Annotated in this window: 10 protein-coding genes and 3 pseudogenes; 6 read left to right on the top strand and 7 right to left on the bottom strand. The window is 64.6% G+C overall.

Going from position 1 to position 11,547, the window contains the following annotated elements; translation table 11 throughout:
* Positions 1 to 295, bottom strand: a pseudogene (locus AX681_RS09160) (MobA/MobL family protein); the annotation flags it as partial.
* A gap of 29 nt (positions 296 to 324) precedes the next feature.
* A complete protein-coding gene (locus tag AX681_RS09155) occupies positions 325 to 3,216 on the bottom strand; it encodes a Tn3 family transposase (protein ID WP_066656762.1) in 2,892 nt (963 codons plus the stop codon).
* Between the two features lie 125 nt (positions 3,217 to 3,341).
* On the opposite strand from AX681_RS09155, the gene AX681_RS09150 reads away from it, so the two are divergent.
* The gene (locus tag AX681_RS09150) at positions 3,342 to 3,962 is read left to right on the top strand and encodes a recombinase family protein (RefSeq protein WP_008832583.1); all 621 of its coding nucleotides are present in this window, start codon (positions 3,342 to 3,344) and stop codon (positions 3,960 to 3,962) included.
* Positions 3,959 to 4,333 (top strand): GNAT family N-acetyltransferase, encoded by a 375-nt coding sequence (locus tag AX681_RS21400; protein ID WP_066656764.1) that lies wholly within the window; start codon positions 3,959 to 3,961, stop codon positions 4,331 to 4,333. Before AX681_RS09150 ends, AX681_RS21400 begins: the two co-directional genes overlap by 4 nt.
* Here AX681_RS21400 and AX681_RS09145 read toward each other — a convergent pair.
* Positions 4,291 to 5,322: pseudogene (locus tag AX681_RS09145) on the bottom strand (IS481 family transposase); the annotation flags it as partial. The gene AX681_RS21400 and the pseudogene AX681_RS09145 overlap by 43 nt on opposite strands.
* Positions 5,315 to 5,911, bottom strand: a complete 597-nt coding sequence (locus AX681_RS09140) for a recombinase family protein (protein WP_066656767.1) — start codon at positions 5,909 to 5,911, stop codon at positions 5,315 to 5,317. The gene AX681_RS09140 and the pseudogene AX681_RS09145, both read right to left, overlap by 8 nt.
* A gap of 294 nt (positions 5,912 to 6,205) precedes the next feature.
* Here AX681_RS09140 and AX681_RS09135 point away from each other — a divergent pair, with 294 nt between their 5' ends.
* From AX681_RS09135 to AX681_RS09120, 4 genes are all read left to right on the top strand, one after another.
* Complete coding sequence (locus AX681_RS09135; protein ID WP_066656769.1) at positions 6,206 to 7,555, top strand: S1 family peptidase; 1,350 nt, start codon at positions 6,206 to 6,208, stop codon at positions 7,553 to 7,555.
* 17 nt (positions 7,556 to 7,572) lie between these two features.
* A complete protein-coding gene (locus AX681_RS09130; protein ID WP_047867216.1) occupies positions 7,573 to 7,980 on the top strand; it encodes a hypothetical protein in 408 nt (135 codons plus the stop codon).
* A 25-nt stretch (positions 7,981 to 8,005) separates the two neighbouring features.
* Positions 8,006 to 8,359: a hypothetical protein gene (locus AX681_RS09125; RefSeq protein ID WP_066656771.1), complete on the top strand. Its 354-nt coding sequence runs from the start codon at positions 8,006 to 8,008 to the stop codon at positions 8,357 to 8,359.
* A 384-nt stretch (positions 8,360 to 8,743) separates the two neighbouring features.
* On the top strand, positions 8,744 to 9,433 hold the full coding sequence (locus tag AX681_RS09120; protein ID WP_066656773.1) for an alpha/beta fold hydrolase: 690 nt from the start codon (positions 8,744 to 8,746) through the stop codon (positions 9,431 to 9,433).
* A gap of 169 nt (positions 9,434 to 9,602) precedes the next feature.
* Here the strand turns inward: AX681_RS09120 and AX681_RS09115 are convergent, their stop codons facing one another.
* The 3 genes and pseudogenes from AX681_RS09115 to AX681_RS09105 form a co-directional block, all read right to left on the bottom strand.
* A complete protein-coding gene (locus AX681_RS09115; protein ID WP_231733652.1) occupies positions 9,603 to 10,625 on the bottom strand; it encodes a Dyp-type peroxidase in 1,023 nt (340 codons plus the stop codon).
* Positions 10,626 to 10,628: 3 nt separating this feature from the next.
* Positions 10,629 to 11,240, bottom strand: a complete 612-nt coding sequence (locus AX681_RS09110) for a hypothetical protein (protein ID WP_066624052.1) — start codon at positions 11,238 to 11,240, stop codon at positions 10,629 to 10,631.
* 40 nt (positions 11,241 to 11,280) lie between these two features.
* Positions 11,281 to 11,547 (bottom strand): annotated as a pseudogene (locus AX681_RS09105) (catalase); the annotation flags it as partial.

Raw genomic sequence — 11,547 nt, 5'->3', positions numbered from 1 at the left:
TCTTCTCGCCATTGTCGCGGGCGATGCGCGCGTGATCCTCGATCCGCTCGGCCTCAAGCCCCTGCTCCGGTCTGCGCGATGCTGCCGGGCCGATCTTGTGCTGCGGCTCCAGCGCGATCCCCTGCGCCTCATAGGAGCGATGGTCGATCCGCCCTTCAAGCCCCAGCTCGGCCATGCGCTCGTTGACGTGCGCGCTCCACGCCTCGCGCCAGTCCTTCAACAGCTCGGTGCTGTTCCAGCCCCGGTTTTTCTTCCCGAACCCCTCCGGCCCCACATCGCGCATCGCCAGCATCACAGGGGGCGTTTGCGGGAGGGGGCGGAATCCTACGCTAAGGATTTGGGCCAGCGATATTCCCCGGTTAGATTGATGTGTTCCCATCCCAACGGCGAGACGTGGGCGAGTAGATCAGGCGCGATATGGGTACCGCTGGCGGCCCGGGTATTGACGACCTCGCCGAGCTTCATGGTGTTCCAGAATATGATGATGGCGGCGAGCAGGTTCATTCCGGCGATGCGATAGTGCTGGCCTTCGCCGGATCGATCCCGGATTTCACCTCGGCGGTGGAAGCTGATGGCGCGCTTTAGGGCGTGGTGGGCCTCACCCTTGTTGAGGCCGATCTGAGCCTGGCGCTGGAGGCCGGCATCAAGAATCCAGTCGATCATGAACAGGGTTCGCTCGATGCGGCCCACCTCTCGCAATGCGAGGGCCAGCTCATTCTGGCGCGGGTAAGAGGCGAGCTTGCGAAGAATCTGGCTGGGGGCGACGATCCCCGCTGCGATCGTCGCCATGATGCGCAGGATGTCGGGCCAGTTGCGCTCGATGAGCGGTTCATTGATCTTACCTCCGACCAGCGCTCGCACATTGGCCGGCGTCGCGTTGGGCGTGAAGGCATAGAGTCTTTTCTGAGCGAGATCGCGGATACGGGGGGCGAACCTGTAGCCGAGCAAGGCGCAGGCGGCGAACACATGATCGGTGAAGCCGCCCGTGTCGGCAAAATGCTGGCGAACGCGGCGGCCCGCGTCATTCATGAGCAGCCCGTCCAGGATATAGGGAGCCTCGCTGACCGTTGCCGGGATCACCTGGGTTGCGAACGGCGCATATTGATCGGACACATGGCTGTATCCCTTGAGGCCCGGGACGTTGCCATATTTCGCGTTGATCAGATTCATCGCCTCGCCCTGCTCGGTAGCAAGGAAGAACTGCCCGTCGCTGGATGCCGATTGCCCTTGTCCCCAGAAGGCGGCCATGGGCAGGGCGGCGTGGGCCTCCACGATCATGGCGAGCGCCCGATCATAGGCGCTGCCTTCGACATGCCAGCGCGCGATCCGCAGCAATTCCCAGAAGCTGTGCGTGTTGGTCGCCGCCGCCATCTTGCGCAAACCGAGATTGACGCCTTCCGCCAGCAACACGTTCATCAGGCCGATCCGGTCGCTGCAGGGCGCGCCGGTGCGCAGATGCGTGAACGCCTCGGAAAATCCGGTTCGCTCATCGACTTCCAGCAACAGATCGGTGATCCTCGCGGGCGGGAGCTGTTGATAGAGATCGAGCACGAGATCCTCGGCCCCTTCGGGCGTGTCGGCCCTCAGCTTGTCGATGTGCAGCTTGCCGTTCTCGATGATGCCGCCTGGGATCGTGCCGGTTCGCGCCGCGCGGCCAAACTCCTTCAGCCGTGTATCCAGTCGAGCCCTGCGCTCGGCCAGCCATTCGCCGGGTCGCAGCGGCACGGCGAGCCGCGCGGTCTGCTCTATCGCCTGTGGCGGGACCAGAAGCTGCTTGAGGTCGCCATAGCGGCGCGATCCCGCCAACCATATGTCACCGGACCGGAAGGCGTCGCGGATGTGGAACAGCACCGCGATTTCCCAAAGCCGGTGGTCGCCGCTGGGCTCAGCGCGAAGATGACGATGCCATTTCAAGTTGGGACGTAGAAAATCCACCGGCGGATCGACCTTGATCCCGTTACGCAGCATCGCAACGGCCGCCAGAAGAGGCGTGGCGATCGGCGCCGCCTGCATGTCGAGCAGGCGCAGCATCCTGGGCGCGTAGAGGCGGAAACGGTGATAGCCGTCCAGCACACGGCTGAGCGGGTCGGCCGCGAGCACGTTGGTCAGCGCGGAGGCCGTGGCGACAAGGGTTCTGAACCGTTCCCAGCCAGGCCCGGTGGCGATTATCCCGTCCAGGGCCGTGCCATCGTCCTGCGCTCCAAGCAAAGCACCACCGATTTCGGCAAAGGACTTCAGCGTGCCCCGAACGGCCGCCTTTGCGTCGGCGATCCTGGTGTTGCAAAGGCGTTCGGAGGCCCGATAGAGACGGCCTACGATGCGATCGTGGGTCTCCACGATGACATCGGCCAGCGATGACCGCCATTCCAGGGTGCAGACAGCGAGGATCGCAAGCCGCCTGTCTTCGGGCAGATCACGCATGCCGTCGGCGTAATAGCGCTCGCCCTGCCGGCGAAGCCGGGTCACACGATGCGCCGGCACGCCGTCCAGCAAATCCGCCGGAAGATCGAACCTTTGAAGATATTCCAGTCGATCCATCAGCCGGTTAGCGGCTGCTGAATTTGCGCCAACCTCGAACTGTCGCAGCCATACGAAGCGCGTGACGCGACCATCCACCGTATCCTCCAACAGGTGAGCCAAATTCTCGCTCAGGGTTGGCGTGATGCGATGGGCGATAAGATCCTCGATCCGGCGCTCGGCCTCAACCAGCGCATCGGCGCAAAGGCGCTCGATCGTCGAGGAGCCGGGAAGGATCGTGCGGGTGCGGCGACACTCCGCAACGAAGCGACGGGCAAGATCCTCATTCGATGTCGCCGCCTCGGCTTCCCGAGCGATCCATTCGCGCAAATCCCGTGCGCCCCGCCCCGAAAAGGAGCGATAGCCGTAGATTCGGCGAAGGTCCGCCAGATGCTCGTGCCGGGTCTCCTCGCGCGCGGCATAGAGGAGTAGATCGTCGCTGGTCAGGCCGAGCTGGGCCGCGATGAAATCCGATACCTGCGCCGGGATCAACTCGCCAGGAGCGAGCACCCGGCCCGGGTAGCGCAGGACGCACAGTTGCAGCGCGAAGCCAAAACGATTGTGGGCGCGCCGGCGCTGGCGGATATGCCCGAGATCCTCATCGCTGAGGGTATAGTGCCGCAGCAGCTCACCTTGATCGACCGGCAAGTGAAGCAGCGCCTCGCGCTGTCGATCGGTCAGGGTCACGCGACGCGGCATACATGCTCCTTATTCTTTCCGAGCTACGGTTTGAGATAGCTTGATTGAGATGCTGGTTAAGATACACAATAGCCCAATCTTATGTGCTCATGTTCGTCACCGCCTCAAACCTTCGTTTGTGATCCATGCTGATCGGCTACGCCCGCGTGTCCAAAGCCGACGGCTCGCAGTCGCTCGACCTGCAGCACGATGCCCTTCGCGCTGCCGGTGTCGAGCCAGGCAATATCTATGATGATCGTGCATCCGGTAGCCGTGATGATCGCCCCGGTCTTGCCGCCTGCCTGAAATCGTTGCGCGACGGCGATGTCCTCATCGTTTGGAAGCTCGACCGGCTCGGCCGAACGCTCACCCACCTGGTCAGCACGGTGCAGAATCTGTCGGATCGCGGTATCGGTCTGCGGGTGCTCACCGGCAAGGGCGCGCAGATCGACACCACGACGCCATCGGGCCGGATGGTGTTCGGCATTTTTGCCACACTGGCGGAGTTTGAGCGGGATATGATCCGCGAGCGCACCATGGCTGGCCTGGCCGCTGCCCGCGCGCGGGGACGCAAGGGTGGCCGCAAGTTCGCCCTCTCCAAGGCCCAGGTGCGGCTCGCTCAGGCTGCTATGGCCCAACGCGACACGTCCGTTTCCGACCTCTGCAAGGAACTCGGGATCGAGCGCGTCACTCTCTACCGCTATGTCGGTCCCAACGGGGAACTCCGGGATTACGGTCAGCGCGTGCTTGCTGCCAAAACGCGATGATGATGACGGGAGCCCCGATCAAACTTACCCAAGCGGACGCCGCAGACGTTGCAGACCTGTACAACCGTTGCAGCGACTATTTCCTGTTGCAGGACGGGGCCGCGCCCACGCTGGACGATGCTCGCGAGCTTTTCTCCGATGTGCCGCCCGAAAAGAGCGCCCACAATCAAGCTGTCCTGGGATGGAAGGGGCCTGGCGGCCTATATGCAATCGCGGCCATCCTCCGCGATTATCCGCGTGATGGCACATGGTATCTCGGCTTCATGATCGTAGATGCCGCACAGCGTGGTCGTGGCGTCGGACGCTCAATTTACTCGACGGTCGAAAGCTGGAGCCAGTCCTCGACGCGCGCATGCGGCTCGGAGCGGTGATCGCCGTTGTTGTAGGTGACGAGCGCCCGCCGGAGCCACAGGTTCGCCTCCTCCTCATCGCGCGGCTTGTGGAAGTGGTACAGCGTCTCGTGCACCTCCTTGATGGTGCGGAACGGGCGCTCGACCTTGCCCTTCGACCGCGCCGCGGTGCGGCGCTCGGCCTCCTTGGGCGTCTCGTGCGTGAGTACGCGCACGCCCAGGCTCCCCATCACCGACTGGAACACGGCCGAACGGGCTACGGGTCCGTTATCCATGTAGATGGTGGTCGGGATGCCCTGAAACGGCAGCTCCGGTTCGGGCTTGGGCGCCATGGCGTTGAACAGGAAGCGGAGCGCGGCTTCCGCGTTCTCGCCGTAGACGCAACGGTACTCGTCGTAGACGACGCCCGAGCGATCGTCGACGACCGAGAACAACATAAGCGTCGGCTTGCCCCGGCCCTGCTCGACCCAGAGCGGCGCTTCGACCTGCTTGAGGTCGGACGGGCTCATGTCGAAGTGCCACATCTCGTTCGAGCGCCTGGCCTGGAAGCGCACGGCCGCGACCGGACGAGTTGCGCGGGCAACGTCCAATCCAGAGGTGCGCAGCAGCCGGTCCACCGTCGCTCGTTTGAGCAGGCCGGCAGGCGCCTTGACCAGTCCGTCGGGCGTTTCGACGCCCGTCTCCTCCAGGTGCCGGATCACCTCGGCCGTCGACATATGCCGGCCTTTGCCGTTCAGGGTCCTGAGCTTCATCGCCGCCACGATCTCGGCGTAGCGCTCCATCTCGGCCTGCGGGGCGACGCGGGTTCGGCCGTGGTCGGCGCGCCGGATCGACTTCGGGCGGGAGAGCTCCCGCAGCGCGCGATACATGGTCGGAATTGAAATCCCGTACGCCTGGGCGGCGCGAGCGATGATCTCGGTGCGGCCCGCATCGCGGGGCGGCAGAAGCGACAGCCTTCGGCGAAGGTCGACCAACGCCTCGCCGGGCGGCCGCTTCGCCCGGTCACGCATGAGCCGCTTGAGCCTCCTCGACGTCCTCCGGCCGACCCCGCTTGCCCACATGGCGGTACAGGGTGGCGACGGAGACGTTCAGGCGGCGGGCGATGTCGCGCACCGGCAGCGAGCCCGCGTCGAGCAGCGCCCGGGCGGCCGCGACGTCGGCGGGCTTCATGGCTTGCGGCCGACCGCCCTTCTTGCCCCGGCGCCGCGCCTCGACGAGCCCGGCGGTCGTGCGCTCGACGATGAGCGCGCGCTCGAACTGCGCGATCGCGCCGAAAATATGGAAGGTGAGCATGCCGCCCGGCGTGGTCGTGTCGATGCTCTCGGTCAGCGACACGAGCCCGACCTCGGCCGCGCGCAAGTCATCGGCGGTCGCGATGAGCTTCTTCAGCGAGCGGGCCAGTCGGTCGAGTTTCCAGACCACCAGCGTATCGCCCGACCTGAGCACGTCGGCGAGGATGCGCGCGAGCTCCGGCCGGTCGTCCTTGGTCCCGGACGCCTTCTCGGTGAACACCTTCTCGCAGCCGGCGCGCCTTAGCGCCTCGAGCTGGAGCTCGGGCGACTGGTCGGTGGTGCTCACCCTGGCGTACCCGACCCGCATCAGCCCCCGATCGTTCTACAAACCCGTTCGGGCGGTAGCATTTTGCGACGGTGCTTTCCAGAACGGTTTTGAGAAAACAAAGAGCGCGAAAGTGCGTTCATCCCCCATTGGTCGGATCGGCTGCTCGGAAACCCTCGTTTCAGAGAAGCGCAGGTCGGACCTGCAAAAAGGGCTTGCAATGTAGGATTCTAAATCGTTCACCCTTTGTTCCGCACTCATGGTGAGTCGGGCTTGGGTGGTCCGCCGCAACGGTCGGGCCGTCCATGCTGTAGATGATCGTCATCAGGAGAATGCATGCGTACGTTGCTTACCGTCATTTCGGCCCTTCTCTGCACCACGCCGCTCGCGGCGCAGGAGATGAAGGCTCCCCCACTCCCGACACCGCAAAACTCCAAGGGGTCGGGCAAGGACCTCCAGGTCGAGTACCTAGCCCAGCAATACGGTATCTCGGCCGCGGAGGCGGCAGAGCGTGTCGACGTCCTCCGCGATGTCCAGCAAATCGTGGACGTCGCGGTCGCCAGCGATCCGGACGGCTTCGCGGGCCTGTGGGTGGAGCACACGCCGACGTTCAAGATCATCGTCGCATTCACCGGCCAGGACGAGCGCAAGGCGTTCCTGGATCAGATTCCGGCGAAGCTGCGGCGCTATGTGCAGCTGCGCAACGCGACCAAATCGCTCGCGGCGGCGCAGCAGGACCTGGATGCGATCTTGAAGGCCATCACCGCCGCCAAGCTTCCCTTCGAGACGTATTTCGAGCCGAGAAGCCAGAATTATGTCGTCACGGTGAAAGACCAAGCGGCTGCTCAGACGGCCCGGGGCTTGATCCCCCCGACGTTGCGCTCGGCCGTGAAGGTCGAGGTGGGGCCGATTCTACAAACCTTCCAGACCAACGTGCGGCCAGGCGATGCGGTCTATGGCGGATGGGAGCTGGTCGACTCGACCGGGCGCGCGACCTGTAGTTACGCTTTCGCCGGAAGGGACAGCAACGGCCGGGACTCGATCCTGACCGCCGCCCACTGCCGGACGAACCCGCCCTACGTGGTCGGGTCCGATGGTAGCCACCTGGTGCAACTGCCGGCCGCAACGGAGACGCGTTATGGCGACCTCTATGATTTCCGTTATCATCCGGTGGTCGGCCTTAGCACCGGGTACTGGGTCTATTTCCAGAACTCCAAGGCGGTGACCGATTACCCGTCCTACGTGAACACGGTTCCGGGCTTCTATGGAGATGGCTATTTCACCACCCGGGGTACGCTCAAGCAGTCGTCCTACAACTCGAACCACTATATCGGAATGCCCGTGTGCAAGAGCGGCATGACGACCGGCTTCACCTGCGGCACCGTCCAGTCAAGCTCGGTGTCGGGCACCGATGATCGAGGCGTGAGTTATTCGAGCTTCGTGAAGGTCAGCGGATCGAGCCAGCAGGTGATCGCCTTCGGCGGCGACAGCGGGGCGCCTGTATTCTCATACCCGAACGGCTCGTACGAGATCGTCGCCTATGGCATTCTCAAGGGAGGCAGCACCGACGCTTATGGGCGTCCCTGCACCGGGAGCGCTTGTTCGTTCTCATATATGCCGATCGATCGGGTGAACGACAGGGTTCCCTTCCTGATCCACACCACCCAAGGGCTATTGGTGCCTTGAGCGCCCGAGCGGTCCCGATGATGTTGGCGTTAGGGGCGCTCGCCGCCTGTAACGCTGACCGGGAGAAGAAGGTATGGCCGTTCGCGGTTGGCCAAAGCTCGGGCGTGACGGTCGTGACCGAGCTGCCGGAGGCCGCGAACCGGTTGCGGAACGCCACACGGGATTATGGCACCTTCTTCGTGAAGGATGGCTGCCTTCAGGTCCGCGTCGGCTCCACCGTCCTGACGCCGGTCCTGCCGCTAGGATCGACCCTCGACGCTCGCGGCGACGCGATCGTCGTGGGAGGTAGGCGGTTTCCGATCGGGCGGGAGTACAGCCTGCCCTTTGCTTCGGAGGTCGGCGCCGAAGCCGGCGAGGCGGCCGCCTCGATCGGCTTGCCCGATAGATGCTCTCAACGGCTCCTTAGCATGGGCTCGCCCGGGTAGGTATCAGGGGAGGCGCGCTGAACCCGTGAGGGCTTTCGCGATCCTGGCATCGCTGACGGTCGCCGCTTGCGGCGGCCGTCATAGCCCGACGATTGTGGCGGCCAACGTCGAGGGGATTTCTGCTCTTCGACAGGTCGGTGGGGAGAATGGCGAGCTCGTCCGGTTCGACCTGGCGGAACGCTGGGGAAGCTTCCGACTTCGTGACCAATGCCTCGTCCTTCAGGTCGACGGAACGTCCTACACGCCGGTGTTCGCCGGGTTTGAGGCGGAACGGCTTGCGATCACCGACGCGCGCGAAACCGGTCGCTCGGTCCGCAGATGGTCGATCGCGGGAGCGCCCATACCGCCCGAAACCGGCCGTGATCAGGAGGTGACGTGATGGGGTGGACGGCCCCTGCATCAGCGTAGCTGTGCAATGATGTGGTCGTTGAGCCATGTGTGGACGACCCCTGTGGTGCAAGAGCTTTCGGGCGACGATGAGCACCGGTCGGGTGCATCCATGTGTTCGGCCTGTTCGCGCAGCACCGCATGGCTGCTGGCCCTGATGAAGTCCGCGGATCGGATCCCTAATCACGTCAGAGGGCCAGGCGGATGCCTGTGGAGGTCCGCTCTTCCTCGTGCGCGGCCTGTCTAGCAGCAGCAAATGACAGAGTTGTTCGGCAAGTGACCGCCCTGATCGCCCCTTTGTAAGTGGGTTGGTCGCGCTGTCGAGTGGCGGTCGCGGCCCATTGCGTCGCGTTCGGACAAGACGCTAATCTCCCTTATGGCGACCTTCTGCCTCGTCCACAGCAGCGTGCAGGGCCCGAGCGGATGGACGCTGCTCGCCGCCGCGCTGGAGGAACGCGGGCACCGCGCGATCATGCCCGACCTGGGCGACGTCGATCCGGACAGCGGCGCGCTCGCCTACGCGGAGGTGATCGCCGACACGGTCGAGAAGGAGATGGCCGGCGACGAAACCCGGCTCTGGCTGCTGGCCCACTCCGCAAGCGGCCTTTTCCTGCCCTGGGTTCCGCGGCTCATCCCCGAGCTGCCGATCTCGGGCCTAGTCTACCTCGCCGCCTATGTGCCGCTGGCCGGGGAGAGCCTGCTCAGCAGCTTGGCGGCCGACCCCGGCATGTTCGATCCCGCATGGGTCGGCAAAGACCCGATGGTCGACGAGGTCGCGCGCGAGTTCCTGTTCCACGACTGTCCCGAGAGCGTGCTGGAATGGGCGCTCACGACGAGGCGGCTGATGATCGCGCGGCGCGCCATGTCGGAACCCCTACCGACGAGGGTGACGACCTCTCCTCCCGTTCGGTACATCGCCTGCCGCCACGACCGCACACTCACGCCCAGGTGGATGCGCGCTGCGGCTCGGGAGCGGCTCGGAGTGACGGCGATCGAGATCGACGGCGGCCACTGCCCGCACGTGTCCCGGCCCGCTGAACTGACGGGCATCTTGGAAGCGCTTTGAGCTACCCCAATCAGCCTCGCTCTCGCGATCAGCTATATTGAGCCCGACCGGTCTGATTGCGAGCAGGGGTGGTCAAGTGCGGGCAGGTTGTCGAGCAATGCGAGCACGGCTACCCGTTCGTTCGCAAATAGAGCGAGTAAAACCCGACGCTGAGTGCGAGCAGGGCCAGCTATGAATGCGAGCAGCTACAGGTAAGCAGCGTCAGCTCGGAATCGCGGGGATTGAGTCGACGCATATGGCAGCCGAGCGGCACAACGCGGCCTTTGGGGTCTTCCTTGAACGTGAAGTCATTGTTGCGCTGCGGATCGGCGCCGAGGTCGGGATCGTCATGGTCGGGCGACAGCGTCAAGGGCGCGCCGGAGCGCCAGCGCCCGAACATCTTGGCGGCTAATAGCTCGCGTTCCTCCGGCGTCTCGCCATGCGCCTTGAGGAAGGCGTTGAAGCAGCCGACCCGGCTGTTGTACTTGCGCATAACGACGAAGGTGCCGTTCTTGCCGAGCGCGGCGGGCTCCGGCATGCCGAGAGGCTGGCCGTTCTCGCTCTCATAGCCGAGGATGAATTCGCCGGCCTTGATCGGCCGCTCCTCGCCTGGCAGCGGATCAACGCCGCTGCCCTCCACTGCGGGCTGGGAGATCGAATCCCGGAAGCCGAACGGGTTTTTCGCGCCATCCGGCGCACCGAAGCGATGCTCGCCGAGCAGGGTCACGCCGCTGCTCCGGTCGAGTTCGGCGCGCGCTGTCGCCAGCGCTTTGTCGAGCGCCGCATCATTCACGGCATAGATGGTCAGCGCGAGATGGCAGTTGCCCGGCTTGAAGACCTCTTCCCACTTTTCAGGCGCGTTGGGCCCGAAGTCGCGAAGCTGCTCCGCGCGTGCGGCCATGCCCTGCTGGAACGGGAGCGGAAAGGTCTTGAGCTGGGCGTCGGGAACGCCGAGCGCCTTCAGACCCTCGAAGCTGAGCGCAGCGCCGATCCAGAAATCGAGATCCTCGCTCCAATTGTCGGCCGAAGCGACATGCGGTGCCAGCCGGCCGAGAAGATTGCGGGCTCCCGCTGCCTCGTCGAAATGGAGCATGGCGTGAACGCCGACATAGGGCTCCGGCCGGCTTCGCAGAATCAGCGCCTGGATGTCGTGCAGGTCGAGCGTGACGCTGTCGCGCCGGAAGCGCTCTTTCAGTTTCTGAAGGATCGCCATTGCTCAGCCCACCTTGTCGAGAAATTCGTTGACGGCATGCTCCATGCGCTGGAGCCGGCGCACATCGACGACGGTCACCTGCGGGTTGGCGACGAACCAGCCGGCGGCGGTGATCTGATGCTCGGCGATGAAGTCCTTGACCTTGGGGCTCGCAATGCCCGGCCAGCCCTCGACCGAGGCGAAGAGCAGGTCCATCAGGTCGGGGATCTTGGTGGCGAAGTCGTTGATATAGGTGTCCCAGTCGCCATCATAGGCGGTGGCGAACAGGATGCGCGTGTCGTTGTCGAAGAAGACGAAGCGCATATTGTGCAGTGTGCCGACCTTCTGTGCTCCGTCGAAATTGCCGTTCACCAGCCCGAAGATGCGTTTCAGCCGGTCCGCGCCGCCTGGCTTGAGGTTGGCGATGGCGGTAAGCTCCGAGACATTGCCGGACTGAGCGCCGACACGGCCGGCGGAGCCGGCGGTGCCCTTGAGGTCTGGATTATGCTTCGTCACCATCTGCTCGAGGGCGAGCTTGGCGAGCTGCGGCGCGTCGCCGGCCACTTCCTCGATCCGGCGGCGGATGGCCTGAAGGCGGGTTTCGTCGATCTGAGGGGTTTCTTCGGTCTCGGCCATGGCTGGCCTCCTTTCGTAAGTTTGGTTGACGATCGGATCGTCAGTCCGGAATGGCGTCGATGTTCGTCGGCTCGACGCGCGGCTGCGCGTTCATTTCGTGGCGGTAGCGGGCGGAACGTTCATAAGCGGCGATGCGCACCCGCATGATCGAGCCGAGCGGCTGATGATCGCGGATGCCGTGCCAGGGGTTGAAGGACAGCACGTCATCGCCATAGACCCGCCGCGCCGGCGAATAGGCGTCCTGAGGGGGAATGCGCAGCGTGGCGATCGGCTGGTGCGGCGAGAGATCTTCCGGCCAGAGCACCGC

This window comes from Sphingomonas sp. CCH9-E2 (genome assembly GCF_001557215.1).
GTDB lineage: Bacteria > Pseudomonadota > Alphaproteobacteria > Sphingomonadales > Sphingomonadaceae > Sphingomonas.
The sequence above is the reverse complement of the archived record's forward strand: the minus strand, read 5'-3'. Positions and strand labels throughout refer to the sequence as shown.

What these genes read in the sequence shown, in the direction of transcription:
- AX681_RS09110 (WP_066624052.1), bottom strand. Translation starts at nt 11,240, where the DNA reads ATGGCCGAGACCGAAGAAACCCCTCAGATCGACGAAACCCGCCTTCAG.
- AX681_RS09140 (WP_066656767.1), bottom strand. Translation starts at nt 5,911, where the DNA reads ATGCGGGTCGGGTACGCCAGGGTGAGCACCACCGACCAGTCGCCCGAG.
- AX681_RS09155 (WP_066656762.1), bottom strand. Translation starts at nt 3,216, where the DNA reads ATGCCGCGTCGCGTGACCCTGACCGATCGACAGCGCGAGGCGCTGCTT.
- AX681_RS09130 (WP_047867216.1), top strand. Translation starts at nt 7,573, where the DNA reads ATGATGTTGGCGTTAGGGGCGCTCGCCGCCTGTAACGCTGACCGGGAG.
- AX681_RS09115 (WP_231733652.1), bottom strand. Translation starts at nt 10,625, where the DNA reads ATGGCGATCCTTCAGAAACTGAAAGAGCGCTTCCGGCGCGACAGCGTC.
- AX681_RS09150 (WP_008832583.1), top strand. Translation starts at nt 3,342, where the DNA reads ATGCTGATCGGCTACGCCCGCGTGTCCAAAGCCGACGGCTCGCAGTCG.
- AX681_RS09120 (WP_066656773.1), top strand. Translation starts at nt 8,744, where the DNA reads ATGGCGACCTTCTGCCTCGTCCACAGCAGCGTGCAGGGCCCGAGCGGA.
- AX681_RS21400 (WP_066656764.1), top strand. Translation starts at nt 3,959, where the DNA reads ATGATGATGACGGGAGCCCCGATCAAACTTACCCAAGCGGACGCCGCA.
- AX681_RS09135 (WP_066656769.1), top strand. Translation starts at nt 6,206, where the DNA reads ATGCGTACGTTGCTTACCGTCATTTCGGCCCTTCTCTGCACCACGCCG.